This is a genomic window from Providencia sp. PROV080, from assembly GCF_033688105.1.
Lineage (GTDB): Bacteria > Pseudomonadota > Gammaproteobacteria > Enterobacterales > Enterobacteriaceae > Providencia > Providencia zhejiangensis.
The window spans coordinates 3,488,166-3,512,723 of sequence record NZ_CP096346.1 but is presented as its reverse complement, the minus strand read 5'-3'; the positions used below and the strand labels follow the sequence as shown (position 1 = coordinate 3,512,723).

28 protein-coding genes are annotated in these 24,558 nt (G+C 40.8%); 13 read left to right on the top strand and 15 right to left on the bottom strand.

All coding sequences use genetic code 11. From position 1 onward, the window contains the following. The first annotated feature begins 108 nt into the window (after positions 1-108). Positions 109-516, top strand: a complete 408-nt coding sequence (locus M1F03_RS15805; RefSeq protein WP_318840001.1) for a YcxB family protein — start codon at positions 109-111, stop codon at positions 514-516. Between the two features lie 124 nt (positions 517-640). Here the strand turns inward: M1F03_RS15805 and rnk are convergent, their stop codons facing one another. The 11 genes from rnk to kdsD all read right to left on the bottom strand — a co-directional run bounded on the left by rnk (position 641) and on the right by kdsD (position 8,439). After that, a complete protein-coding gene (rnk, locus tag M1F03_RS15800) occupies positions 641-1,051 on the bottom strand; it encodes a nucleoside diphosphate kinase regulator (RefSeq protein WP_154624892.1) in 411 nt (136 codons plus the stop codon). Positions 1,052-1,239: 188 nt separating this feature from the next. Continuing rightward, positions 1,240-1,512 (bottom strand): PTS phosphocarrier protein NPr, encoded by a 273-nt coding sequence (gene npr / locus M1F03_RS15795; RefSeq protein ID WP_154624893.1) that lies wholly within the window; start codon positions 1,510-1,512, stop codon positions 1,240-1,242. Next, positions 1,512-2,363, bottom strand: a complete 852-nt coding sequence (rapZ, locus tag M1F03_RS15790) for an RNase adapter RapZ (RefSeq protein ID WP_154624894.1) — start codon at positions 2,361-2,363, stop codon at positions 1,512-1,514. The genes npr and rapZ overlap by 1 nt, the downstream gene beginning before the upstream one ends. A 168-nt stretch (positions 2,364-2,531) precedes the next feature. Beyond that, on the bottom strand, positions 2,532-2,999 hold the full coding sequence (gene ptsN, locus M1F03_RS15785; RefSeq protein WP_154624895.1) for a PTS IIA-like nitrogen regulatory protein PtsN: 468 nt from the start codon (positions 2,997-2,999) through the stop codon (positions 2,532-2,534). A 102-nt stretch (positions 3,000-3,101) separates the two neighbouring features. Continuing rightward, the gene (hpf, locus tag M1F03_RS15780) at positions 3,102-3,389 is read right to left on the bottom strand and encodes a ribosome hibernation promoting factor (RefSeq protein WP_154624896.1); all 288 of its coding nucleotides are present in this window, start codon (positions 3,387-3,389) and stop codon (positions 3,102-3,104) included. Between the two features lie 22 nt (positions 3,390-3,411). Then, on the bottom strand, positions 3,412-4,857 hold the full coding sequence (gene rpoN / locus M1F03_RS15775; protein ID WP_154624897.1) for an RNA polymerase factor sigma-54: 1,446 nt from the start codon (positions 4,855-4,857) through the stop codon (positions 3,412-3,414). A 165-nt stretch (positions 4,858-5,022) separates the two neighbouring features. Further along, positions 5,023-5,748, bottom strand: a complete 726-nt coding sequence (gene lptB, locus M1F03_RS15770) for an LPS export ABC transporter ATP-binding protein (RefSeq protein WP_154624898.1) — start codon at positions 5,746-5,748, stop codon at positions 5,023-5,025. A gap of 5 nt (positions 5,749-5,753) precedes the next feature. Then, the gene (gene lptA / locus M1F03_RS15765) at positions 5,754-6,302 is read right to left on the bottom strand and encodes a lipopolysaccharide ABC transporter substrate-binding protein LptA (RefSeq protein ID WP_154624899.1); all 549 of its coding nucleotides are present in this window, start codon (positions 6,300-6,302) and stop codon (positions 5,754-5,756) included. Further along, on the bottom strand, positions 6,286-6,879 hold the full coding sequence (lptC, locus tag M1F03_RS15760; protein WP_251464677.1) for an LPS export ABC transporter periplasmic protein LptC: 594 nt from the start codon (positions 6,877-6,879) through the stop codon (positions 6,286-6,288). Before lptC ends, lptA begins: the two co-directional genes overlap by 17 nt. Before the next feature lie 15 nt (positions 6,880-6,894). Further along, a complete protein-coding gene (gene kdsC / locus M1F03_RS15755) occupies positions 6,895-7,455 on the bottom strand; it encodes a 3-deoxy-manno-octulosonate-8-phosphatase KdsC (RefSeq protein ID WP_318840000.1) in 561 nt (186 codons plus the stop codon). A 15-nt stretch (positions 7,456-7,470) separates the two neighbouring features. After that, a complete protein-coding gene (gene kdsD / locus M1F03_RS15750; RefSeq protein WP_154624902.1) occupies positions 7,471-8,439 on the bottom strand; it encodes an arabinose-5-phosphate isomerase KdsD in 969 nt (322 codons plus the stop codon). A gap of 483 nt (positions 8,440-8,922) precedes the next feature. On the opposite strand from kdsD, the gene mlaF reads away from it, so the two are divergent. The 7 genes from mlaF (at position 8,923) to murA (ending at position 13,792) form a co-directional block, all read left to right on the top strand. Continuing rightward, positions 8,923-9,726 (top strand): phospholipid ABC transporter ATP-binding protein MlaF, encoded by an 804-nt coding sequence (mlaF, locus tag M1F03_RS15745; RefSeq protein WP_249999315.1) that lies wholly within the window; start codon positions 8,923-8,925, stop codon positions 9,724-9,726. Positions 9,727-9,732: 6 nt separating this feature from the next. Further along, positions 9,733-10,515: a lipid asymmetry maintenance ABC transporter permease subunit MlaE gene (mlaE, locus tag M1F03_RS15740; protein WP_154624904.1), complete on the top strand. Its 783-nt coding sequence runs from the start codon at positions 9,733-9,735 to the stop codon at positions 10,513-10,515. 3 nt (positions 10,516-10,518) lie between these two features. Further along, the gene (gene mlaD, locus M1F03_RS15735) at positions 10,519-11,016 is read left to right on the top strand and encodes an outer membrane lipid asymmetry maintenance protein MlaD (protein ID WP_163863002.1); all 498 of its coding nucleotides are present in this window, start codon (positions 10,519-10,521) and stop codon (positions 11,014-11,016) included. Between the two features lie 34 nt (positions 11,017-11,050). Then, on the top strand, positions 11,051-11,677 hold the full coding sequence (gene mlaC, locus M1F03_RS15730; RefSeq protein WP_163863000.1) for a phospholipid-binding protein MlaC: 627 nt from the start codon (positions 11,051-11,053) through the stop codon (positions 11,675-11,677). A 4-nt stretch (positions 11,678-11,681) separates the two neighbouring features. After that, positions 11,682-11,972 carry a lipid asymmetry maintenance protein MlaB gene (gene mlaB, locus M1F03_RS15725; RefSeq protein WP_154624907.1) on the top strand — a complete coding sequence of 97 codons (291 nt, stop codon included), beginning with the start codon at positions 11,682-11,684 and terminating at the stop codon, positions 11,970-11,972. Between the two features lie 138 nt (positions 11,973-12,110). Beyond that, positions 12,111-12,365 carry a BolA family iron metabolism protein IbaG gene (gene ibaG / locus M1F03_RS15720; protein ID WP_154624908.1) on the top strand — a complete coding sequence of 85 codons (255 nt, stop codon included), beginning with the start codon at positions 12,111-12,113 and terminating at the stop codon, positions 12,363-12,365. Between the two features lie 164 nt (positions 12,366-12,529). Continuing rightward, positions 12,530-13,792, top strand: coding sequence for a UDP-N-acetylglucosamine 1-carboxyvinyltransferase (gene murA / locus M1F03_RS15715; protein WP_154624909.1), 1,263 nt, complete (start codon positions 12,530-12,532; stop codon positions 13,790-13,792). Positions 13,793-14,497: 705 nt separating this feature from the next. On the opposite strand, the gene M1F03_RS15710 is transcribed toward murA, so the two are convergent. The 4 genes from M1F03_RS15710 to zapG form a co-directional block, all read right to left on the bottom strand. Beyond that, complete coding sequence (locus M1F03_RS15710; protein WP_251464676.1) at positions 14,498-15,211, bottom strand: hypothetical protein; 714 nt, start codon at positions 15,209-15,211, stop codon at positions 14,498-14,500. Positions 15,212-16,054: 843 nt separating this feature from the next. Then, positions 16,055-17,119: an outer membrane-stress sensor serine endopeptidase DegS gene (degS, locus tag M1F03_RS15705; RefSeq protein WP_154622912.1), complete on the bottom strand. Its 1,065-nt coding sequence runs from the start codon at positions 17,117-17,119 to the stop codon at positions 16,055-16,057. Between the two features lie 121 nt (positions 17,120-17,240). Then, the gene (locus M1F03_RS15700; protein WP_167520937.1) at positions 17,241-18,635 is read right to left on the bottom strand and encodes a Do family serine endopeptidase; all 1,395 of its coding nucleotides are present in this window, start codon (positions 18,633-18,635) and stop codon (positions 17,241-17,243) included. Between the two features lie 458 nt (positions 18,636-19,093). Then, a complete protein-coding gene (gene zapG, locus M1F03_RS15695) occupies positions 19,094-19,498 on the bottom strand; it encodes a Z-ring associated protein ZapG (protein ID WP_154622910.1) in 405 nt (134 codons plus the stop codon). Positions 19,499-19,843: 345 nt separating this feature from the next. On the opposite strand from zapG, the gene zapE reads away from it, so the two are divergent. The 5 genes from zapE to sspB all read left to right on the top strand — a co-directional run bounded on the left by zapE (position 19,844) and on the right by sspB (position 24,531). Next, positions 19,844-20,977, top strand: a complete 1,134-nt coding sequence (gene zapE / locus M1F03_RS15690; RefSeq protein WP_251464675.1) for a cell division protein ZapE — start codon at positions 19,844-19,846, stop codon at positions 20,975-20,977. 268 nt (positions 20,978-21,245) lie between these two features. Beyond that, a complete protein-coding gene (gene rplM, locus M1F03_RS15685; RefSeq protein WP_004925433.1) occupies positions 21,246-21,674 on the top strand; it encodes a 50S ribosomal protein L13 in 429 nt (142 codons plus the stop codon). 15 nt (positions 21,675-21,689) lie between these two features. Beyond that, positions 21,690-22,082 (top strand): 30S ribosomal protein S9, encoded by a 393-nt coding sequence (gene rpsI, locus M1F03_RS15680; RefSeq protein WP_004258235.1) that lies wholly within the window; start codon positions 21,690-21,692, stop codon positions 22,080-22,082. Between the two features lie 1,307 nt (positions 22,083-23,389). After that, positions 23,390-24,031 (top strand): stringent starvation protein SspA, encoded by a 642-nt coding sequence (gene sspA, locus M1F03_RS15675; RefSeq protein WP_154621896.1) that lies wholly within the window; start codon positions 23,390-23,392, stop codon positions 24,029-24,031. Positions 24,032-24,039: 8 nt separating this feature from the next. After that, positions 24,040-24,531 carry a ClpXP protease specificity-enhancing factor gene (gene sspB, locus M1F03_RS15670; protein ID WP_251465242.1) on the top strand — a complete coding sequence of 164 codons (492 nt, stop codon included), beginning with the start codon at positions 24,040-24,042 and terminating at the stop codon, positions 24,529-24,531. The last annotated feature ends 27 nt before the right edge of the window (positions 24,532-24,558 follow it).

The following is a 24,558-nucleotide window of genomic DNA, read 5'->3' as shown; positions in this document are numbered from 1 at the left end:
GACCCCATTCGAGTAACATTAAATCGTAATGAATATATACGGTTCAATAACTACTGCTATAAAAATAATTATTTTTATAAGGGGAAAAGTTCGTCCATTCCTTTGGTGATGTTTATCATTTTTATTGTTGTATTTGTGGTGGCGTTGCAACTGCTTAACATCACATTGGCCCAAATTTCGATGGCATTGCTTATTTCACTGTGCTTATTTTTATTTATAGCGGCTCGAATATTACAGACCTTCCGGTGTGCAATACCTGATCCCGATAGCTTACTTTTTTCTGAAAAGCAGTATTATTTTGATGAACAAGGCATTCATGAAACCAGCGAATATGGCTCTTCATTTATCAAGTGGGAAAAATTTACGTTTATCCGAACAGATGGCGACTTGTTATACCTGTTTTTTGACCGTGTCAGTACCATTATTATTCCTGCTCGTTGTTTTGTATCGACAGAGGAAAGTCAACAGTTCGTGCATATGGTAAAAAAACATGCCACGAATTTGTTGATGGAATGAGTTGAGTCACTCATCTTTAGAAGTGATGAAATGGGGATTGAAAAGAGTGAAGGTGATACGGTAAGGCAAAATGTGTTAGGCGCCCTTATGGGCCCTAACACAGTACTAGCGCGTTATTGGGGCATTAACGGTGAAACTCACCAGCCGCTTCTGGCTGATAAATAATTTCAAGTACTCTAACGCGAGTTTCAACACCATTAGGTAATGCCCAACTGATCTCATCATTGACACGTAAACCAAGTAAAGCAGCGCCAATGGGTGCCATTACAGAGAGTTGTTCCGCACTATCTTTTAATGATGCTGGATAAACCAACGTACGCGTGCGTTCTTCATTGCTGATTAGATCAAGAAAACGCACAGTACTGTTCATTGTGACGACGTCAGCAGGAATTTCCTGTGGTGACAGGATATCTGCACGATCAAGTTCATCATTCAATGCGTCAGCAACTGGGGTACCTGCATAAGCAGCTTGTTCCAATAGTGCGTCTAGGCGCTCTGCATCTAAATCATTGATAATAATTGTTGGCTTTGTCATACCACACTCCAATAGAGACGTACAAAGCAAACACCCCCCACCCAATAAGGTAGGGGGTGTCGCTGTGATAAAATTGTATAAAATATTAGGCTCTTCAAGCTCCAAAAGGAAGAGATCATGATCACGATCTCTGAGCCAATAGTTGTAAAACAACTGATATTTAGTTCGTAAATAATTGGTTGATTATACTAACTTTCATCAAATCCACTTTCGAACAGGTTAATTATCGCGGATAAAGCCTGATCTTCATCAGGGCCGCTAACCTCAATATCAATGGTACTTCCTTGCTCTGAGTCTAACATCAACATCGCAATAACGCTATCCGCCTCAGCCTCGATATGATTATTATTGCGTAAAATAACTCTAGAGTTAAATTTTTGAACTAATTCATAAAGTAACATTGCCGGCCTAGCATGCATGCCAAGCCGGTTTTTTAAGGTGATGGTCGCTTTTAGTGTCATTATTTCCGTTTTTCTAACGTTCGGTGGCGGGACTGTACGTTTTTGCCGCGGGAACGAAAATAATCAGCTAGCTGTTCAGCAACATAAACAGAACGGTGTTTACCGCCAGTACAGCCTATAGCGACAGTCAGATAACTACGATTATTTGTTTCAAGCATTGGCAGCCACAATTCTAGGTAGCTGCGTGTTTGATAAATAAAGTTATGGACCTCAGTATGCCTATCTAAGAATGCAGCAACGGGGCGATCTAACCCTGTCATTGGGCGTAATTTAGGATCCCAGTGCGGATTGGGTAAAAAGCGGACATCAAAAACATAATCCGCATCGATAGGGATACCGTGTTTGAAACCAAAAGATTCAAACACCATGGTGAGCTCACGTTCACGTTTGCCCATTAAACGTGTTCTCAACATCTCTGCTAATTCATGCACTGACATTTCAGAGGTGTCTATCACTAAATCAGCACGAGAGCGTAGTGGTTCTAACAGCTCGTTTTCTTCATCTATCGCACTCTCTAGCGATAAATTTTTACTGGAAAGAGGATGTAACCTACGCGTATCGCTATAGCGGCGAATTAATGTGTTGCGATCAGCATCCAGAAACAAGAGTTGAGGCGAAAAACTAGCAGGTAATCTATCTAATGCCTCTTCAAAGATCTCTGGGTTATCGGGCATATTACGCACATCAATGCTCACAGCGGCTGAAATATTACGATCTGCGAGTGAATTGGCCAGTTCTGGAAGCAGCACAACCGGCAGGTTATCCACACAATAGAAACCCATATCTTCCAGCGCACGTAAGGCAACGGATTTTCCCGAACCGGAACGGCCGCTGACAATCATCAGCACCATGAGCTAACTCCCTTTTGTTTCTTTTCGATGATCATATGATCTCGATAGTTGAATCGAACTTTTGCTTACTTATTAAAACATCACAGTTTATGTCAGTACAGCTATATAGAAAATATCAAAATTTTATATACATGTAACCCTGTGATGACAAAGTCATTCAATTATAGATTACTCAGTAATAATACTATATAGCTCAGCGTCACTTTGTGCCGATCTGAGACGCTTACAAAAAGATTTGTCTGCTAATTTTTTGGCGATTAACGATAACGTGTGCAGGTGTGTTTTGCACTGATCGGCAGGCACAAGTAATGCAAAAAGCAGATCGACAGGTTGATTGTCGATGGCATCAAAGGCAATAGGCTCTTCAAGATGCAAAAAAACGCCAACAGCTTGCGTATGTTCACCTTCTGCTAACTTACCGTGAGGAATGGCGATTCCACTACCAATACCTGTTGTTCCGACTTTTTCTCTGGTGAGTAATGCTTCAAATACCGTATTTTCCGGTAATCCCAACTCTGCGGCAGCGAGTTCACTAATAATCTCGAGAGCCCTTTTCTTGCTAGTACAGACAAGGTTATTACGTGTACAGGCTGGTGATAATACGGCGCTTAATTGGATTTCTATATCACTGTTCATTTTATTGTTCGCTTAGGACTACAAAACCAGATAGCGGGGTACGCTATCTGGTTTTAATTATTTATTGGTCATAAATCACTGAGTGATTTCACCATAAATAGACTAGTGTTGTCTCAGTTTTTCTTTATGTTTGGTTAACTGGCGTGACAATTTGTCTACCAGTAGGTCGATTGCTGCGTACATGTCGTTTTCTTCAGCTGACGCATGGAGTTCTGCACCATTCACCTGCACAGTTGCTTCAGCAATCTGCTGAACTTTTTCAACTTTTAAAACGACTTGAATACCATTGATACGATCAAATAATTGCTCCAATTTTTTGATTTTTTTCTCAACAGTTTCACGCAATGCAGGGGTGACTTCGATATTGTGTCCAGTAATCTGAAATTCCATACAATCTTCCTTACTTTGTCAATTAAACCAACTTTTTACGTTGATTTGAGGGCGGAATAGATAACGATTCACGGTACTTAGCGACAGTTCGACGAGCAACCTGAATGCCCTGTTCGGCCAGCATGCTGGTCAATTTACTGTCACTCAATGGTTTTGCTGGATTCTCAGCAGCAACCAGTTTTTTCACTAACGCACGTATTGCCGTTGAGGAAGCTTCTCCTCCAGTATCGGTACTCACATGGCTAGAGAAAAAATACTTCAATTCAAAAATTCCCCTAGGGCTATGGAGATATTTTTGCGTTGTGACTCTCGATATTGTCGATTCATGCATATCGACCTGATAAGCAATATCAGCCAATATCATGGGTTTCATATATTCATCGCCGAGTTCGAAAAATTCTTGTTGCTGTTCAACAATGCAAGTTGCGACTTTTAACAAGGTCTCATTGCGACTTTCCAAACTCTTAATCAGCCATTTAGCATCCTGCAAATTGCTACGAATATACTGTGAATCACTTTCGCTTACTGAATCTTTTATCAGTGAAGCATAGTGATTGTTAATACTTAGTTTAGGGATGCTATCTGTATTTAATTCAACTTGCCAGTGTCCATTGATTTTTTTCACTAAAACATCAGGAATGACATATTCAGACTCTCCGGTATTGATGGATTGGCCGGGTTTGGGATTCAACGTCAATATCAGATCAATAGCGGTTTTTAGTGCATCTTCTTTTAATCGAGTCAGCTTAGTGAGCTGGCGAAAATCGCGATTTGCCAGTAAATCGATGTGTTGGCGAATAATCGTGCGAGCTTCCTCTAATCCAGGGGTATTTTTCGGATAGAGAGATAGCTGAATGAGTAAACATTCTTTAAGGTCTTGTGCCGCCACTCCAAGGGGATCAAAATGTTGGATTCGTTTTAAAACCGCGCTCACTTCTTCCAAAGTGATATCAGGGTTATCAATACCTTCATGGATATCGGTAATTGATGTGGTGAGATAGCCTGAATCATCAATAGAATCAATAATTGCTGTCGCAATAGCACGATCCGTATCGGTAAAAGGGGTTAACTCGGATTGCCACTGCAAATAGTCCTGTAGGGTTTGTGTCGTTTCCCCTTGGTAGACCGGTAATTCATCGAAACTGTAGTCGTTGCTGGTGCCTGAAGGTGTGCCAGCGGTGTAAATCTCATCCCAATTGGCATCCAGTGGGAGCTCATCGGGCATATCACCCTTTTCGAGTGCATCTTTGGTATCGATTTCGCTACTATCAGTGTCGATATCGATGTCATCCAGCGAATCTAATTCATTGGCATTTTCTTCTTGTTCTAGAAGGGGGTTGGTTTCTAGAGCGAGTTGGATTTCTTGTTGTAGCTCAAGTGTAGAGAGCTGCAACAGGCGGATAGCCTGTTGCAGTTGGGGTGTCATTGCAAGTTGCTGACTGATTCTGAGCTGCAAACTTTGCTTCATGAATGGTCTTTTATCTCCATCTCAAAAATATATTTGTCATACAACCAGTGACGGTATCGCTAGCGAATGTTGTTGACCTGCTTTCTGATTTATTAAGACATTCAACAAATCGTGTCTCTGTCACCTAGCGATGCTCGACTTATTTTAGAGTCTATGACTAATAACTTATAGACGGAAGCCTTCCCCTAAATAAACGCGTTTGACTTGTTCATTTTCGAGGATCATCTCAGGTGTTCCGTGTGCTATCAGGTGCCCTTGGCTCACAATATAAGCTCTTTCACAGACATCGAGTGTTTCTCGCACGTTATGGTCGGTGATCAACACGCCCAGACCATAGTCACGTAAATGTTGGATGATTTTTTTGATATCCAATACTGAAATTGGGTCAACACCAGCAAACGGCTCATCTAACAAGATAAATTTCGGATTCGCGGCTAATGCGCGAGCAATTTCAACACGGCGACGTTCCCCACCTGACAACGATTGACCAATACTATCGCGCAAATGGGTGATACTAAACTCTTCCATTAGCTCTTCAGCACGTGTTTTACGTTGGTCTGAATTTAAGTCATGACGTATTTCTAGCACTGCCATCAGGTTATCATAAACGCTCAAGCGGCGAAAAATTGAGGCTTCTTGAGGCAGATAGCCAATACCACGGCGTGCGCGTTCATGAAGAGGCAACAGGCTAATATCTTCGCCATCAATGGTAATCTTACCTGCATCTCGCTGGACGATTCCGACCACCATATAAAAGGTGGTCGTCTTACCCGCACCATTAGGACCAAGTAAACCAACAATTTCACCAGACTTCACCTCAAGGCTGACATCTTCAACGACCTTGCGTTTTTTATAGGCTTTTGCCAGATTCTCAGCGGTTAATGTCGCCATAACGATTATTTACTCTTTCCGTTGTTTGCCGCGGGGCCTTTCTCTTGTAACTGTGATGGCAATAATACTGTGGTGACGCGTTTGCCTTTATCGCTAAATGCTTCCATCTGTTGTGTCGGCACGATATAGGTAATTTTATCACCCTTAATATTGCTATCTAACTGCTCAAGATAGGCATTACCTGTTAATGTCAGCAGTTCTTTATCCACTTCGTAGCGTGCTTTCGCTGCTCGGCCTTTAATTGGCTTACCATCATCTTGTAGTTGATAGAACGTCACTGGATTACCAAACGCTTCTATCGTAATTTTGTCAGAGTTACTGCTAGGACGCGTAACCACGACTTTATTGGCTCTGATATCAATAGAACCTTGTTTAATCACAACATCATCTGTAAATGTGGTGACATTTTTCTCTAAATCAAGGGACTGCTTGACTGAGTTAATTGTCATCGGTTGTTGTGTATCAGATTTTAATGCGGAAGCTGGTACGCTAAGAGCAAAAATTGCGCTGGCAACGGCTCCTTGAATAAAACGCTTTTTATTTACTTGATTCATTTTTTTGCTCTTCTTTTTGTAGCACGTAATGAGTTTTTACATCTTCAATTAACTCTGCGGTTCTTGAACGCAGGTTACCGCGCATTTTTAAACCAGTAGAATTAAGGCCTTGCCCGATGATGGTAACTTTATCATCCGATGAAACATCTTGTGTTATCAGATTAACGACAGCACTTTGGGTTGAAATTCGCTGAATTTGTGAATCAGGGCTTAAACTATCGACTTGGACATCGTCATACAAATAGAGCACTCTATCATTCGTCAGTTTGGCCTTGAGTGACCGTACAGTCCATGTCGGTAAGCCTGCTTCGTTATAAGTTGTCAAAACAGGGTTAGTAAACCAAGTGAGTTTGTCTGCCGTATAATTATCAATTTTATCTGATACAAGTTTATAGGCCAAATCACCTGCTGGATTATAGACGAATGTCACTGAATCATCAGTTTGATAATTAGGTTGACTGTTATCTATAACGCCTGCTGTTGGGGTGCTGGTATCATAACCAGCGAGGTTCCAACCGATCAGGCCAAGTGCTATCAAGGATAACAGGATAATTAACCACTTTTTAGCGTTACTCATGGGTGTCTTTATTCTTTAAATCGATAAGCCTTTAGCTTCTTCCAGTTTATTTTGAGCAATCAGGATCAAATCGCAAAGTTCACGAACTGCTCCTTTACCACCACCAATGCGTGTAACGTAATCGGCTTTTGGTAGTAGCAATGGGTGTGCATCAGCAACCGCTACAGATAGCCCAACTTTTGCCATGACAGGCCAATCAATAAGATCATCTCCGATATAGGCTGTCTCTTCCGCGCTTACTTTTAGTGTATCTAACAGTTCATGATACGCCAAAAGCTTATCGCTCTGTCCTTGGTAAAGATATGTAATACCGAGTGTCTTTGCGCGATCTTCAAGCAATTTTGCCTTTCGGCCAGTGATAATGGCCACGTCGATACCCGAGGTCAACAAACAGCGAATACCGTAACCATCACGCACGTTAAATGCTTTCAGCTCTTCGCCGTTATTTCCCATGTAAATTTGGCCGTCAGACATGACACCGTCGACATCACAGATTAACAATTTAATCTTAGCGGCTTTTTTTAAAACATTTTGGGTTACAGGACCGTAATACGTGTCCTGAAAGTGCGGATCCATAATCATTCCTTTTCTTTATACAACACCAGCTTGTAAAAGGTCATGCATATGTAAAACACCGACTAGCTTATTACCTTCTGCGACCATCAATGAAGTAATATGTTTAGACTGCATAAGGTTAAGTGCTTCTACCGCTAACATATTCGGGGTTATTTTGATGCCACCTGGCGTCATCACATCGGCTATTTTTGCGTTGTTAAGATCAATACCCATATCGAAGATGCGACGCAAATCACCATCTGTAAAAATACCAGCAATATTCATCTCGTCATCACAAATCACAGTCATGCCTAATTTTTTGCGAGTAATCTCAATTAATGCTTCACGTAACGTCGCTGTTTGTGGAATATGAGGAATATCATCACCAACATTCATTAAATCACGAACTAATAATAAAAGTTTGCGCCCAAGTGCGCCACCAGGGTGAGAAAGTGCGAAATCTTCCGGCGTAAAGCCTCTCGCGGTGAGTAAGGCAATCGCTAATGCATCCCCCATCACCAGTGTTGCGGTGGTACTTGTGGTAGGGGCCAAGCCTAATGGGCACGCTTCTTTTGGCACTTTTATGCAGAGGTGAACATCGGCATATTTACCCATATTACTATTAGGGTTATTGGTCATGCAGATCAATGGAACTTTAATTCGTTTTAAAACAGGCAATAGCGCTAGGATTTCACTCGATTCACCAGAGTTAGAAATTGCCAATACAATGTCTTTATGGGTAATCATTCCCAGATCGCCATGGCTAGCTTCGCCAGGATGCACAAAGAAAGAAGGTGTACCTGTACTGGCCAAGGTTGCTGCAATTTTTCGCCCAATATGACCCGATTTTCCCATACCCATCACAACGACCTTTCCTTGGCAAGCAAAAATGCGCTGACAAGCGTGGGTAAAATCATCGTTGATATATTGTTCTAAATTTTTTAGGCCTTCACTTTCGATATGGAGAACTTCTTTGCCTACTTGCTGAAAATCGATGTTTGACATTTTCTGTTCCATGCGTAGCTTTTCAGTTAATCGGATTAGCGAGCGCGAATTGTATAACGAATACTTACTATCAGTAAGTGCTTTGTCAAATCAGTCGAATATTAATTATATTTTAATCAATGATGACTGGCGGAGATTAACAAAAGCTTAAGTCAGTGGCTCTCGGTATTCATTAGCATCATAAACCAAATAAAGAATGATGAACTTTAGTATTCTCAACGAATAACAAATTTTTAAAGTCTAAGAGCTATCTGCTTCAATTGCGCAAAAATAATGTTTAACTATTAATAATTCTGTTGTTGTATGTATCTTTTAGATATAAAAAAACACATTTTTCACACCAATAACGCTATTTAGAACGTTATAATACTATAAATAAAATCAGATGTGATATTAGACGATTTTTGGTCTATTTTTCTGTAAAATCGCGAGCCTAGCGCTTTGAGAAAATAAAAATTGATGATGTGACGGGCTATCAAACAAATGCAAACAAAGACAGACAACTTAATCGAAGTGCGTGACATGTCTTTTACTCGTGGCAATAGGAAAATATTTGAAAATATTAACCTAACAGTACCACGGGGTAAGATAACGGCAATTATGGGGCCATCGGGAATAGGGAAAACCACGCTATTACGCCTTATTGGCGGCCAGTTACGCCCAAATCAAGGTGAAATTTGGTTCGATGGTGATAATATTCCGGAATTATCACGCTCAAAACTGTATCAGGCTCGTAAAAAAATGAGCATGTTGTTCCAGTCTGGGGCGCTATTTACTGATATGGATGTTTTTAACAACGTAGCATTTCCTTTACGTGAACATACTCACTTACCGGAATCATTGATCCATACTACGGTCATGATGAAGCTAGAAGCGGTAGGTTTACGAGGGGCTGCAAAATTGATGCCTTCAGAGTTATCGGGGGGGATGGCAAGACGAGCAGCTTTGGCTCGAGCTATCGCACTTGACCCTGAGCTAATTATGTTTGATGAGCCTTTTGTTGGACAAGACCCCATTACGATGGGCGTGCTAGTCAAATTGATTGATGAGCTGAATCAAGCATTAGGCGTGACCTGCGTGGTGGTTTCTCATGATGTGCCAGAAGTGCTTAGTATTGCTGACAATGCCTATATCGTTGCTCAGCAGCATGTGATTGCACAAGGGACTGGTGATGAGTTAAGAGATAACCAAGAACCACGCGTTAGGCAGTTTTTAGATGGTATTGCTGACGGGCCTGTACCATTCCGTTTCCCCGCCAATGATTATCTGGCTGATTTATTAGGGTAAAATAAGATGATAGTAGAGGCAATCGCTGCCTTCGGACGTCGGTGGATTGAAATTTTTTCGGCTTTTGGGCGAGCCGGCTATATGCTGTTTCGTTCATTGTTTGGAAAACCCGAATTTTCCAAACAATGGCCACTGTTAATTAGGCAATTGTACGCTGTTGGTGTGCAATCATTGTTAATAGTTGCAGTTTCAGGGCTATTTATTGGTATGGTGCTTGGGTTACAAGGCTATCTTGTTCTAACAACCTTTAGTGCTGAAGCCAGTCTCGGAATGATGGTGGCATTATCGTTATTGCGTGAATTAGGGCCTGTCGTGACAGCACTGCTGTTTGCAGGGCGTGCTGGCTCTGCATTAACCGCTGAAATCGGCCTGATGAAAGCGACTGAGCAAATATCAAGCCTTGAAATGATGGCTGTCGACCCCTTACGTCGAGTGATTGCCCCGCGTTTTTGGGCTGGCTTTATTAGTATGCCATTGCTATCACTTATCTTTGTTGCCGTAGGGATCCTCGGTGGTGCATTGGTTGGCGTTGATTGGAAAGGGATTGATGAAGGCTTTTTTTGGGCTTCAATGCAATCTTCTGTTGATTGGCGCATGGATATTGTGAATTGCTTTATCAAGAGTCTTGTCTTTGCCATCACAGTCACTTGGATTGCATTGTTTAATGGCTATGACGCTATCCCAACATCGGAAGGGATAAGCCGAGCGACAACACGAACCGTTGTTCATGCATCACTCGCGGTTCTTGGTCTAGATTTTGTACTTACAGCACTGATGTTTGGGAACTAAGTCATGCAAAGTAAAAAAAGTGAAATATGGGTAGGTTGTTTTATGCTGCTGGCAATTGCAGCAATTGTTTTTCTATGTCTAAAAGTGGCTGATTTAAAGTCAATTGGTAGTCAATCCACCTATCAGGTTTCTGCCTCTTTTGAAAACATTGGTGGCTTAAAAGAAGGTTCCCCAGTGAAAGTGGGCGGTGTTGTGATTGGTCGAGTTGCAAGCATTACGCTGAATAAAGATAACTATGTGCCTGATGTGAAAATTGATTTGTTGAGTGAGTATGACAACATTCCAGATTCAAGTTCGTTATCTATTCGTACTTCTGGTTTGCTAGGAGAACAATATATTGCAATGAATATTGGCCCTTCTGGTGAAGAATTAGGAATTGAAACCCTTAAAGATGGGGGGCGCTTAGAAGATACTAAACCTGCGATGGTATTAGAAGATCTGATAGGGCAGTTCCTATATAAGAGTGGAGATAGTCAAGGTGCTGATCCTACAGCAAATTGATTCGACATTAATACGGATTTAGAAGGAATAATTTATGTTTAAGCGCTTAATGATGATAGCCATGCTGGCGATTGCACCATTTGCAATGGCGATTGACCAAACCAACCCCTATAAACTCATGGATGAAGCGGCTGAAAAAACGTTTACACGATTGAAGGAAGAACAGCCTAAAATCCGTAAAGATCCTAACTACTTACGAACTATTGTTCGTGAAGAGCTGCTGCCTTATGTACAAATTAAATATGCGGGAGCACTCGTACTAGGAACTTACTACAAAAATGCAACGCCTGCACAGCGTGAAGCATATTTTGCCGCTTTTGAAGCTTACCTTGAACAAGTCTATGGCCAAGCATTGGCGATGTACCATGGTCAAACGTATCAAATAGCGCCAGAGCAGCCTCTTGGCGATAAAAATATCGTCGCGATCCGAGTCACCATTATCGATCCTAATGGTCGCCCGCCTGTGCGCCTAGACTTCCAATGGCGTAAAAATAGCAAAACAGGCCACTGGCAAGCTTATGATATGATTGCAGAGGGTGTCAGTATGATCACCACTAAGCAAAATGAATGGGGCGATATTTTACGTAAACAAGGTATTGATGGTCTAACAAAACAGTTAGAAATCAGTGCGAAAGCACCTATTACTCTGGATGAGAAATAATCACATGAGTCATGCGCTTACGTGGGACACCGCATCGTCAACAGTTAAACTATCTGGCACATTAGGCCGAGAGTCTTTGCTTGTATTTTGGGAGCAGCGTGAGACTTTGTTATCCCAAGTTGAGCAAATCGATGTGTCAGGCTTGGATCACGTTGACTCAACTGGACTCGCTATGTTGGTCCGTTTAAAAGGTGAGTTTGAGCAGCAAAAACGCTCACTACAAATAGTGGGAATGAGCGATAATTTAACAACCTTGATGGAACTGTATGGCGTTAAGTCATTATTGCTAAGTTAAGGTCAGTTTGTGTAAAAAAAGCGCCTCTGCGTGTTTTTATGCACCGGGGGCGTTTTCTTTGGTTTAAGATTTGTTTCGGATCCTTTAGGATAGACGTCTATTTATACCAAAATCGATGATGATAAAATTGAGTCATATATGGAAACCAACGAAATAAAACAAGTATTGATGGACAAGCTATCTCTGGATGAGGTGATTGTTAATGGTGATGGCAGCCACTTTCAGGTTATTGCCGTCGGTGCCATGTTTGAAAATATGAGCAGAGTCAAGCAGCAGCAAGCTGTTTATGCTCCTTTGATGGAGTATATCGCGGACAACCGTATTCATGCGCTTTCAATTAAGGCATATACCCCAGCTGATTGGGCACGTGACCGCAAGCTAAACGGTTTTTGATAAAAAACTGCGAACAGTATTTAAAATCTATACTCAAAACTATCTCGGGTTGCATGCAGTGAGTCAATAAAGATAGCACTAGGCGTAAGGAACGCGATAGTCCTACTTTTTCTGAAGACATTTGCAATCCGAAATAGGATGAATATGAATACGAGAGTAACCGAATGGATAAATTTTTAGTTAAAGGGCCCACTCGTTTAGAGGGTGAGGTGACAATCTCCGGTGCCAAAAATGCTGCACTACCAATTCTGTTCGCTGCGCTACTAGCCGAAGAGCCAGTAGAAATACAAAATGTCCCTAAACTTAGAGATATTGATACGACTATCAAACTTCTCAATCAATTAGGAACCAAAGTTGAGCGCAATGGTTCCATTTATGTTGATGCAAGACATGTTACAGAATATTGTGCTCCCTATGATCTAGTTAAAACCATGCGCGCATCAATTTGGGCTCTTGCGCCGTTGGTTGCACGTTTTGGTCATGGGGAAGTTTCATTGCCAGGTGGTTGTGCTATCGGGGCACGTCCTGTTGACCTACATATTTCTGGGTTAGAGCAACTTGGCGCACACATTGTATTAGAAGATGGCTATGTAAAAGCGACCGTTGATGGCCGTTTAAAAGGCGCTTGCATCGTTATGGATAAAGTCAGTGTGGGCGCGACTGTCACCATTATGACGGCAGCCACATTGGCAGAAGGGACAACGACGATCGAAAATGCTGCCCGTGAGCCAGAAATTGAGGATACAGCTAACTTCTTGAATACGTTAGGTGCCAAAATTACTGGTGCGGGTACTGACCGTATTGTTATTGAAGGGGTTGAACGGTTAGGTGGGGGAACTTACCGTGTGTTACCCGACCGTATCGAAACCGGCACTTTCCTTATTGCAGCAGCCGTTTCAAGAGGAAAAGTGATTTGCCGCAATGCCTGTCCAGATACACTGGATGCTGTTTTGGCAAAACTGCGTGAAGCAGGTGCTAAAATTGAAATCGGTGACGATTGGATCAGCCTTGATATGGAAGGTAAACGTCCCAAAGCAGTGACGTTACGTACCGCACCACACCCAGGTTTTCCGACAGATATGCAAGCTCAATTTAGCCTTTTAAACCTAGTGGCTGAAGGGGCTGGTATGATCACTGAAACCATTTTTGAAAATCGCTTTATGCATATCCCTGAACTTATCCGTATGGGCGCTCATGCTGAAATCGAAAGCAACACAGTGCTATGTCATGGTGTTGAGAAACTGACGAGCGCGCAAGTTATGGCAACGGATTTACGTGCATCTGCAAGTTTGGTGATTGCGGGTTGTATCGCAGAAGGCACGACGACAGTTGATCGTATTTATCACATTGACCGTGGTTATGAGCACATTGAAGATAAGCTACGTGGCTTAGGTGCGAATATTGAGCGTATCCACTCTGAAGATTAAGGGTGCTGTTGCCAATACAGAAGAAAGTCTACATTTTGCTTGCCCTTTACGAAGGGCTTGCTTCACTTTCAATCCCTTTATTCGTTTAAAAGGTGATTCTGGTCGCTTAAGGCCGAGTATGAGGCTGAACATACGTTTCAATGCCCAGTAATGACTCCTAATCACATTATTGTGATATTTAATGTGTTGATGCTCGCCACTTACCGTGAGCATCTTCTCCCCCTCAAATGAACCTGTATTTATCACTTTTGATATGCCTCCTTTTACCTTTAATTGAAGACGTTAATTAACAAAGAGAAAAGAGAGCTTGGTCCTGCAAAATAAAAGCTAAGGCCAAGACGATTATTTTTGCTATTAACAGCGTTAATATAGATAACGTGAGATTTGATTAATTTTTTGCTGAATTCTCATTTGACTATAAGTTTCATGATTTGATTGAAGGAGGCCAACAACATCGCAGTTGTTTGGCTATTTTTAGGGGGAATCATTGGGTCCTATGGGAAAGAGGAATTCAATCTTTATATCTTCTTAGTAAATCATTTGTTAAGCTCACGGTATTTGCTACTGTATCGATAATATTAACAGTGCTCTCATTGTTTTTAACCGCTTAATTAAATAGTTTTAATATCAATATAAACATGTTTTCATTAAAAATAAAAAACGTTAGTGAATATTGTCACTAACGTTTCGTGGAGAACATTTATTTTATTGCGCGCATTGGTCTAATTTTACTTTGGCCGGATATTGAGCGACATTTAAATAACTTTCTCCAACCGGAGATGCAGTAATAACTCCGCTAGAATTATTTAAATTATCATTAATACCAGGGCCAATAAATGCGACAATTCCACGGGAAACACCCGCAATTGTTTGTTCACCATTAGGGACATTCATATTATCTGAGCGAATTTGTAAGTTTCTAACACCTGAAAAATCTTTTAATTTTACTTCGATTTTATTCGGTTGTGTTACAGATGGGCTAGATGATATTTTTTTCATTGTTTTATATGGAAGGAATTCATATTCAGAACCTTCACCCAAGAAAAACTGGAAGTAAACTCCCACAGCACTTGTTTTAAAAAATTGAATCTTATTTTCACTGTATGCCGGTGTTGCATTATCAGCCCAACCATAAGGTCTATAGGCTAACTCATAGAGTTTATCTTTATCTGATTCATCACAAACAAATAATACTTTTTCTAAATCAATATGGGTTTGCAGAGATATTTCTTGTGGTGTAACAAGCGTGTCAGCTAAAACTTTTCCAGCTTGTTGGATATTGCTAACAATCATGGAATTTTTTTCACCAGCGTATATTGTTTTATTTTGCAATCCGGAGTTCACAATTTTACAAGCCGCTTGTGCACCAGAAGCAAATAGCAATGATAGCATAATGGTTGCTGAGATTTTCTTAATCATAATTATTCCTTAAATGAGATTTTTTTTATTTACATAGCATCTGTAAATTTCAATTTAAAGATAGATGACAGAAATATCTTGCACAAGAAAGTGATTAAATTAAAATTAAATCACCATTATTTTTTATGGTTGGTTTTTTAAATGCTCTTTTTTTTCTAAAATAGAGGTTGGATATAAATTAATTAACCATTTTTGGTTGATATTCCTTATTTGCTGGCATGAATAGAATATAAAACTTGCTCTATAAACTGATAATCAATTTATTCATGGCTTTTTATCTATTTAATTTTTTGAAATGGAAATGTTTTTTTATTTAGTCTATTTAAGTCTTCTATTTTAAATCGTATTGTTTTATTTTTAGACGAGAGTTTATTAAATATCGAATTTTAGAGTTCATTGATTAATAATGAAATCAGACATGTAGCAATGTGTCTTATTAAACTGATATAAGAACGTTAGTCATGCGCTAATACTCGTAGCGTTTAAAAGGAAAAGAAATATTGGCAATACTCTGTATGAGTCACATCGGATATCATTTTTGGCTCAGCGATAAGGCTAATTATCGGCTATCCGAGCAGAAAAGCGTAATACGTCAATTGGCTAAAGTGTGTTGAACTGAAAAAGGCTATTTAAAGATAAAAGTGACTACGCATTTTCTGAAGGGAGAAAATAGGTAATGAGATAATGAAAATTGACATCTACCGATAAATTAAAAATAAGGCAATAAATATATATCACCCAGTAATCACACTAACGTTAAAATAACCGTAAATGGTAACGGCCTATTTTATACGGGGCTGAAACCTAGTTTTATGGCGTGAATTAGCGTAAAGGAACCCTTTGCTAGCCAGCTTGGCCTTCAGGAATTTCTTCAATAATAACATCCACATCCTTTACTTCACCATCACGTAAAATTTTTACGGGTACTTTACTGCCAGGGCGAATTTCTGCGACTAAATCCATTGTTTCTGCGGCGGAAACGGCGGGTTTATTATCTACCGATAAAATAATGTCGCCTTGAAGAATCCCCGATTTCGCCGCAGGGCCGTTAGCTGCAACTTGGAATACACGTAGCCCTTTGATTTGGTCAATATTGTTATTATTAGTTCTAATCTGTGGTAGTTCACGTGCCGTGATCCCAATATAACCACGGATCACACGGCCATCACGGATTAATTTTTCCATTATTTTTGTCGCTAGGGCGGTAGGAATAGCAAAACTTAAACCTTCTGAACTGATCCCTTGGCCCGCACTGAAGGAGAGGGTATTAATACCGACTAATTCCCCTTCTGTATTAATTAAGGCTCCCCCTGAGTTACCTGAATTAATAGAAGCATCCGTTTGTAGAAAGTTTTGACGTCGGGTGGAGCTTAAGCCAACTCGGCCCGTTGCACTGATAATTCCCTGAGTCACTGTTTGCCCTATGTTGTATGGGTTACCAATGGCAAGGACGACATCTCCAACATGGGTGACACGCAATTTATTAATAGGAATGACAGGAAGGTTTTCGGCATCTATTTTGAGTACCGCTAAATCCGTTAATGTATCGGAGCCGACTAATAGAGCATCAAAGATTGAACCATCCTGTAAGGCAACTAGAATTTGATCTGGATTATCAACAACATGTTTATTGGTAATGATATAACCGTTGGCGCTCATAATCACGCCTGAACCCAGTGATTTTAATTCACGGCCTGATTGAGAAAAACTCCCTTTAGAGCTGCTATACACATAAACGACAGCCGGTGCGGCTTTCCGGACGGCTTTATTATAACTGATAGGTTCGTTATCTATTTTACCATAAAGCAAATCAGCTAACCCTTGAGGGCGTAGGGAAGGCACCGCAACAATAAGGATCATCGCGGTTATTAGACCTAGCATTGCTGCCCAGAGAAGCTTTTTCACCATAAGATATCGAGTATTCAACTTGTTGATGTTAGTACAGGGAGATTGAGCATAACATAAAAAAACAGGCACAGCAGTTTGTACTGTACCTGTTTTGATCTTTTACAACAATTTTGTGTTGTGATTAATTTTTCATGAGCAGATAGAGTGTCTCACCACCACGTAAGACTTTCATTGCCAGTACTGGCGGTTTTGCATCAATCACTTTACGGAACTGTTCAATACTTTCAACACGAACGTCGTTCACGCCAAAAATTAAGTCACCTTTAACTAAGCCAACCGCGGCAGCAGGTGATTTTGGTGCGACATTATCAACTTGTACACCTTTAGTGTTGCTAACGGTTGCGTTAGATAGTGTGGCGCCAAGTAATGATTCGCTCAGTTTTTCCGCTTTAGTCGCTTCGCCTTCATTGTTTTCTAAAACAACTTTAACATCCATTGGCTTGCCTGAACGGATCAGACCAATCGTGATTTCTTTACCGATCTGGCTGGTACCAATTTTAGCTCTCAGCTCAGCAAAGCTGTTAATACGCTTACCATCGACAGAGACTAAGACGTCACCTGATTTAATGCCAGCTTTAGCCGCGGAAGACTTAGGCAGAACTTCGCTCACGAATGCACCACGTTGAGCATCAATATTAAAGGCTTTTGCAATATCCGAATTCATTTCGGTACCTTTAATACCTAAAATCCCACGTTTCACCTCGCCGTGCTTAATGAGTTGTTCACTGAGGTTTTTAGCCATATTACTTGGGATTGCGAAACCAATACCAATGTTACCGCCACCCGGTGCTAAAATTGCGGTATTAATACCGATCAGTTCACCATTTAGGTTCACTAAGGCACCACCGGAGTTACCACGGTTGATAGAGGCATCTGTTTGGATAAAGTTTTCTAGACCTTCAAGATTTAAGCCGCTACGTCCAAGTGCTGAAATGATCCCTGAAGTTGCAGTCTGTCCTAGACCAAATGGGTTACCTACGGCAACGGCAAAGTCACCGACGCGTAATTTATCGGAATCGGCCATGCTAACGGCAGTGAGATTTTTAATGTCTTTTGCATTGGTGATTTTTAATAATGCGATATCTGTCTGTGCATCTTTACCGATCAGCTTAACATCGAGCTCACGACCATCATTAAGTTGGATTTGAATTTTATCTGCACCATCAATCACGTGATTATTGGTTAAAATATAACCCTGCGCAGCATCAATGATTACACCAGAACCTAACCCTTCAAATGGTCTAACACTTTGCTGCTGTGAAGGGATGTTCGGGCCAAAGAAGAATTTTAATTCTTCTGGGATTTGTTGGTTTTGAACACGTGTACCAGAAACATGAATGTTGACGACAGCAGGGAGCACTTTTTCAAGCATCGGTGCTAAGCTTGGCATATTTTGGCTCTGTGCCGTGGCTGGTAATGTTGCAGGTAAAGCCGCACTGCTAATCGAAGGTAAAATTGACAGGGATAACCCTAGGCTCATTGCGACCGCAGTGAGAAAGAAATTTTTTCTTTTCATCATTCCGTAGATTCTCTCAAGAATAAAATTTATCAGGTAGCAGCAATGCTGCACTCATCACGATATTTTTCTCATATCAGATTTGATTTTACTGATAGCTATGACTATGGATTATGCGCAAAAGTTCATACAACAGGTAGCAAATATCCACTCTTTTACATCTATTTACATGGATTGTAGATGAAATAGAACTTCTATACAGTTTTGAAATAAAAAGAAATACTTTAAATAAGACGATATTTTGTCGTGTTGTATTTAACTGACTAGTTAGCAGCAGTAAACTCGCCAGTGCTAACCAAACAAAAAAGGATATGTGGTATTCACCAGTAAATGATTTTACTGGTGAATAAGTTAGCTATATTTCGTGTGATAGAGCAATTGAAGGTGTCGAACCACCTTCAAGACTCATTATTTTTCTTCATTCTGATTCACGAACCATTTAGATGATATATGAATAATTACTTTTCTTTTTCATCTAAAGGGCGGAACAGGCCAGAAGCACCATCTGAATAATCTCTCGGTGGCATTTTTACTGGCGCCTGATCATTATCAGCTTCTGATTCCGTTAAGCGATAATTGAACGGATTATCTTGAGCGGGCATATCTGGCATTAACTCTGAGGAGCTTTGTGCCATATGTTGATATAGCTGACGATAATCACGAGCCATTTTATCAAGTAACTCTGCACTGCGAGCAAAATGGCTGACGAGCTCCTTACGGTACTCTTCTAGCTCAGTGTTTTTCTTGTCTAATTCAGCTTGTGCTGTCTTTTGTTGGCGAAGTTTTGGGTTACCATAACGGACGACTAAGGCGCCGATAATGAAACCGATAACTAGTCCAATTAGTGCATACTCCCAGGTCATGCTGACTCCTTCGTTTACTTCACTGTTCGCAGAAATTAAGCTTATCCATCTATTACTATACTCTAAATCATTCGAGGTGCAGCGAGGCGACAAGTGAATAAGTCGCTAAGAGTATAGATAATGCTATGACGAGTCTGAATAAATGTCGTCAATAACGCTGCAACTTGAAGTATAACGAGTAAATTCCGGTTAATCACTAAAGAGTGGAATACTAAGACGAAATTCCTTACTCCTCTAACATTCGTTAACTAGACGTTAAATAATAAATGAATCTGGTTATAATAAGGGCAGTGTATACCATATAACGGTAAAAAAACCGAAAATTTTTCAAGGATTATTCAGTTAATGTCACCGATAACCCCGATTATGCGTTATCAACAGGCTCTTGCTGAAGGTAACTATCAGCCTGATGACGTACAAAGACGTGCAGTAGAGCGTCTAAATGAAATTTATCAGCAGTTGATCTCGACATCCTCTTTAAATGAACACAATGAGAAGCCTTCAGGCCTAAAAATGCGTTTAGGGCGCTTATTGGGCAAAAAACATACCTCAACGATCGAGCCTGTAAAAGGACTATACATGTGGGGTGGCGTGGGGCGAGGAAAAACCTGGCTGATGGATATGTTCTATGAAAGCTTGCCAGGAAATAGAAAACTCCGTTTGCACTTTCATCGCTTTATGAAAAAGGTCCAAGACGACCTGATGGCTTTACAAGGTCAAGAAAACCCATTGGATATTATTGCTGATGAATTTAAAAAGCAGACAGATGTCCTGTGTTTTGATGAGTTCTTTGTGTCTGATATTACTGATGCAATGATTTTAGGCACTTTACTGGAAGGCTTATTTGCTCGAGGCATCACCCTAATTGCGACATCCAATATTATCCCAGATGACCTATATCGCAACGGTTTACAACGTGCGAGGTTTTTACCCGCGATAGAGCAGATTAAAAAGTATTGTGAAATTATGAACGTGGATGCTGGGGTTGATTATCGACTAAGAACATTAACTCAAGCCCATCTTTTCTTATCGCCGATTAATGATGAAAGTCGTCAACATCTCAATGAGGTTTTTAACAAACTGGCTGGGAAAAAAGGCGAACAGCAACCGATCTTGGAAGTTAATCATCGTAAAATGCAAGCGATAAACGCCGCAGAAGGGGTGCTGGCAATTAGCTTTAAAGCGTTGTGCGAGGAGCCTCGTAGTCAAAATGATTATATTTATCTCGCCAATTGTTATCACACCGTACTTTTGTATGATGTGCCTGCTTTGGACGGTAAACAAGAGAGTGCGGCGCGGCGTTTTTTAGCGTTAGTGGATGAGTTTTATGAACGAAAAGTGAAGTTAATCATTAATGCGCAAGTGCCTATGGTATCGCTCTATCAAGGTACTTTGCTCACATTTGAATATCAGCGTTGCTTATCTCGTTTACAAGAAATGCAAAGTGAAGAGTATTTGAAGATGCCACATTTGGCTTAAGTCTCATTGGTGGTTTTTGTACAAAAAAACATCTAATATAGACAAGAAGAAAAAAAAGTGTTTTTGGGGTCGATTTTTATTGCTGACTTCTCTATAATCTTGCGACCCCACGTTACAGCGATGTTTTTTATTTCCCAAGAAATATCGCATTAATGCCGGCTAGGCTGCTCGAAGGGGTGGGTTTGCTGGACAAGAGTCGTGTGAACCTCACAAAGCTTATGAACATGAGTGTTCACCAACGTGTAACTTCAATATTGGGTAAGTTTTAATGAAAACTTTTACAGCTAAACCAGAGACCGTAAAACGCGACTGGTACGTTGTTGATGCAGATGGCAAAACTTTAGGTCGTCTTGCAACTGAATTGGCTCGCCGTCTGCGCGGTAAGCATAAAGCGGAATATACTCCGCACGTGGATACTGGTGATTACATCATCGTTCTGAATGCAGAAAAAATTGCTGTTACCGGCAATAAACGCGAAGACAAAATCTACTATCGCCACACTGGCCATGTAGGTGGAATTAAGCAAGCGACTTTCGAAGAAATGATTGCTCGCAGTCCTGAGCGTGTGATTGAAATCGCGGTTAAAGGCATGTTGCCAAAAGGGCCTCTGGGTCGTGCAATGTACCGTAAACTGAAAGTTTACGCAGGTAACGAGCACAACCACGCGGCACAACAACCGCAAGTTCTTGACATTTAATCGGGATTATAGGCAATGGCTGAAAATCAATACTACGGCACTGGTCGCCGCAAAAGCTCTTCCGCTCGTGTCTTCATTAAGCCAGGTAGCGGTAACATCACAATCAATCAGCGTACACTGGAACAGTACTTTGGTCGCGAAACTGCGCGCATGGTCGTTCGTCAGCCGCTAGAGTTGGTTGAAATGTTGGAAAAACTGGATCTGTACATCACTGTAAAAGGTGGCGGTATTTCAGGTCAGGCAGGCGCAATCCGTCACGGTATCACCCGTGCACTGATGGCTTATGATGAGACTCTTCGTTCTGATCTGCGTAAAGCTGGTTTCGTTACCCGTGATGCGCGTTCTGTTGAACGTAAGAAAGTTGGTCTACGTAAAGCACGTCGTCGTCCACAGTTCTCCAAACGTTAATTTATTGCCCTTTGGGCATAAAATTGATGAAAAAACCCGTCTTTATGGCGGGTTTTTTATTGGGCGCAATATATTGCTTGATGTTTATTGATGAGCTGCGAGCGGTTTCTTTTATCTGAATTCGCGCTATGGCGCGTGCTGGAAAAGATAAATATCATTGAATTTAATATATTAGTGATAGACTTCAAATTGAATTTTTATTGGAAAATCAATGCACATAATATTTGTGTATTATTATTTGAATAATATACCCAAGTACTCAATGAGTTGTGTTCGGAAAACAGGAAATAACCTAGGCTGAACTTCTTTGATATGCAAATTAATAGTATCTAGGTGGCAAGACAAATCGAATGGGTAAAAGCGTTCTTTTCTAAGACATATTATTGTTCATGTTGGCTTTCGTATTGTAAGGTGGGCCAATAAAAATGATCAAAATAAAACTGATTCATTTAATAACGGATTTTTGATGCTGAGATAGTATTAAGTTGATTGCGCTAGTGTAAGAGGTTTTGTCATTGATTTACCTGCCGGTTTAAGTAACTCGTGTCAGACGAGATTTCTATTATTCGAGCGAATCAAGCAGTTCAATCTTCATTAATGTTTATGCAGCGAAAGTGCGCAATACAGAGCCGTCAGCGGGGATAAAAATTTTTGTGGGTATGCGAACGGGTTGCATCATAGAGTTATTACTTGAGAATTCAGAATCGCACCACAAATCATTCGTCTATTGAGGGAAAAACAATCGAAACTGACAGTTTAAACGCCATTTTAAAGTGGAATAGTGTTCGCCTTCCAAGCTTCCCTAAATAAGCTTTTAGAAACGTTTGTATATTGAATCTCTAAGTTGGTTGTTTTATTTGCCATCTTACTTATTTCATGTTCGACTATACAAAATAGATATAACTTACCTTACCAGCATTTTTCTTTATGAGTAGGCGTTAGTTGAGAATTTTTAGGCTGACATTTTTTATTTAAAAAAACATTTTTTAGAGTTAGCTCTAAGGTTTTTTAACTAGTTTTACATGTATTATTGAATTGATATTCTAATTTTTTGTCTTTTATCTACTTTAAACTACATTTAGTTATGATTTTCTCATCTACGTCCCCCTAAGTTGTACAAAATCTGCTAGAATATGCGACTGCTTTTTATTTTCTTATTTCTCGCTGCACTACAGCGAGAGGGTTGTGCTGACTTTCTATATGGATAAATGAGAGCTTTGGCACAGGGGATTGTAAAATGGGCGGGCTCGTAATTATTCAAAAACTTATTACAGTTTAGTTCATTTTTATTCAACTTGGAGGTTTTAATGGCTGTCGCTCCTAACAAACGTTCGGTAATGACATTATTTTCAGGCCCAACCGACATTTTTAGTCATCAAGTTCGTATCGTTTTGGCTGAAAAAGGGGTTAGCGTTGAGATTGAGCATGTCGAACCTGGTCATCTGCCTCAAGATCTGATCGATCTAAACCCATATCAGAGTGTACCTACTCTTGTTGACCGTGATCTGACCCTATATGACCCACATATTATCATGGAATACTTAGATGAGCGTTTTCCTCATCCTCCTCTCATGCCTGTTTATCCAGTTGCTCGTGGTACAAGTCGCCAACTGATGCACCGCATTGAAAAAGACTGGTATTCTCTGATGTACAAAATTGAAAAGGGAACGGCACAGGAAGCGGATAACGCACGTCGTCAGTTAGCAGAAGAGCTGATTGCGGTATCACCTGTTTTTGCTGAAATGCCTTTCTTTATGAGTGAAGAATTCAGCTTGGTTGATTGCTACTTAGCCCCGCTGTTGTGGCGTTTACCTGTACTAGGTATCGAACTCAAACCATCAAGCAGCAAACATCTGCAAATGTACATGCAACGTGTTTTTGAACGTGATGCATTCTTAGCTTCACTGACTGAGTTAGAACGCGAAATGCGTCTTTCGGCACGAGGCTAAGTGGCATGATGGAAATGGCGCCAATGACACCGAGACGCCCTTATCTATTACGTGCGCATTACGAGTGGCTGCTTGATAATGATATGACGCCCCATTTGGTTGTGGATGTCACTGTGCCAAATATCAATGTGCCAATGGAATTTGCTCGCGATGGGCAAATTGTATTGAATATAGCACCGCGCGCAGTAGGTAACTTTGAGATTACGAATGATGAAGTACGCTTCAGTGCGCGCTTTGGTGGTGTACCTCGTCAAGTATATGTGCCAATGGCCGCGATTATCGCAATCTACTCCCGTGAAAATGGCGCTGGGATGATGTTTGAACCGGAAGCCGCCTATGAAGAACAGTTATCAGCTGATCTTGAAGGGATTGAAGAAAACCCTGCGGATAACATCACGTTGGTCCATGAATCAGACCCAACAAGTGAGCACTCGTCATCTTCAGATGATGAGCCTACGCCACCCCCTAAAGGTAGGCCATCACTCAGAGTCATTAAGTAATTCGTAAGGTATATCGATCAAAAAACA

Bases quoted from the DNA above. Each gene is read 5' to 3' on its own strand.
- M1F03_RS15805 (WP_318840001.1), top strand. From the start codon at position 109: ATGTTTATCATTTTTATTGTTGTATTTGTGGTGGCGTTGCAACTGCTT.
- rnk (WP_154624892.1), bottom strand. From the start codon at position 1,051: ATGACAAAGCCAACAATTATTATCAATGATTTAGATGCAGAGCGCCTA.
- npr (WP_154624893.1), bottom strand. From the start codon at position 1,512: ATGACACTAAAAGCGACCATCACCTTAAAAAACCGGCTTGGCATGCAT.
- rapZ (WP_154624894.1), bottom strand. From the start codon at position 2,363: ATGGTGCTGATGATTGTCAGCGGCCGTTCCGGTTCGGGAAAATCCGTT.
- ptsN (WP_154624895.1), bottom strand. From the start codon at position 2,999: ATGAACAGTGATATAGAAATCCAATTAAGCGCCGTATTATCACCAGCC.
- hpf (WP_154624896.1), bottom strand. From the start codon at position 3,389: ATGGAATTTCAGATTACTGGACACAATATCGAAGTCACCCCTGCATTG.
- rpoN (WP_154624897.1), bottom strand. From the start codon at position 4,857: ATGAAGCAAAGTTTGCAGCTCAGAATCAGTCAGCAACTTGCAATGACA.
- lptB (WP_154624898.1), bottom strand. From the start codon at position 5,748: ATGGCGACATTAACCGCTGAGAATCTGGCAAAAGCCTATAAAAAACGC.
- lptA (WP_154624899.1), bottom strand. From the start codon at position 6,302: ATGAATCAAGTAAATAAAAAGCGTTTTATTCAAGGAGCCGTTGCCAGC.
- lptC (WP_251464677.1), bottom strand. From the start codon at position 6,879: ATGAGTAACGCTAAAAAGTGGTTAATTATCCTGTTATCCTTGATAGCA.
- kdsC (WP_318840000.1), bottom strand. From the start codon at position 7,455: ATGGATCCGCACTTTCAGGACACGTATTACGGTCCTGTAACCCAAAAT.
- kdsD (WP_154624902.1), bottom strand. From the start codon at position 8,439: ATGTCAAACATCGATTTTCAGCAAGTAGGCAAAGAAGTTCTCCATATC.
- mlaF (WP_249999315.1), top strand. From the start codon at position 8,923: ATGCAAACAAAGACAGACAACTTAATCGAAGTGCGTGACATGTCTTTT.
- mlaE (WP_154624904.1), top strand. From the start codon at position 9,733: ATGATAGTAGAGGCAATCGCTGCCTTCGGACGTCGGTGGATTGAAATT.
- mlaD (WP_163863002.1), top strand. From the start codon at position 10,519: ATGCAAAGTAAAAAAAGTGAAATATGGGTAGGTTGTTTTATGCTGCTG.
- mlaC (WP_163863000.1), top strand. From the start codon at position 11,051: ATGTTTAAGCGCTTAATGATGATAGCCATGCTGGCGATTGCACCATTT.
- mlaB (WP_154624907.1), top strand. From the start codon at position 11,682: ATGAGTCATGCGCTTACGTGGGACACCGCATCGTCAACAGTTAAACTA.
- ibaG (WP_154624908.1), top strand. From the start codon at position 12,111: ATGGAAACCAACGAAATAAAACAAGTATTGATGGACAAGCTATCTCTG.
- murA (WP_154624909.1), top strand. From the start codon at position 12,530: ATGGATAAATTTTTAGTTAAAGGGCCCACTCGTTTAGAGGGTGAGGTG.
- M1F03_RS15710 (WP_251464676.1), bottom strand. From the start codon at position 15,211: ATGATTAAGAAAATCTCAGCAACCATTATGCTATCATTGCTATTTGCT.
- degS (WP_154622912.1), bottom strand. From the start codon at position 17,119: ATGGTGAAAAAGCTTCTCTGGGCAGCAATGCTAGGTCTAATAACCGCG.
- M1F03_RS15700 (WP_167520937.1), bottom strand. From the start codon at position 18,635: ATGAAAAGAAAAAATTTCTTTCTCACTGCGGTCGCAATGAGCCTAGGG.
- zapG (WP_154622910.1), bottom strand. From the start codon at position 19,498: ATGACCTGGGAGTATGCACTAATTGGACTAGTTATCGGTTTCATTATC.
- zapE (WP_251464675.1), top strand. From the start codon at position 19,844: ATGTCACCGATAACCCCGATTATGCGTTATCAACAGGCTCTTGCTGAA.
- rplM (WP_004925433.1), top strand. From the start codon at position 21,246: ATGAAAACTTTTACAGCTAAACCAGAGACCGTAAAACGCGACTGGTAC.
- rpsI (WP_004258235.1), top strand. From the start codon at position 21,690: ATGGCTGAAAATCAATACTACGGCACTGGTCGCCGCAAAAGCTCTTCC.
- sspA (WP_154621896.1), top strand. From the start codon at position 23,390: ATGGCTGTCGCTCCTAACAAACGTTCGGTAATGACATTATTTTCAGGC.
- sspB (WP_251465242.1), top strand. From the start codon at position 24,040: ATGGAAATGGCGCCAATGACACCGAGACGCCCTTATCTATTACGTGCG.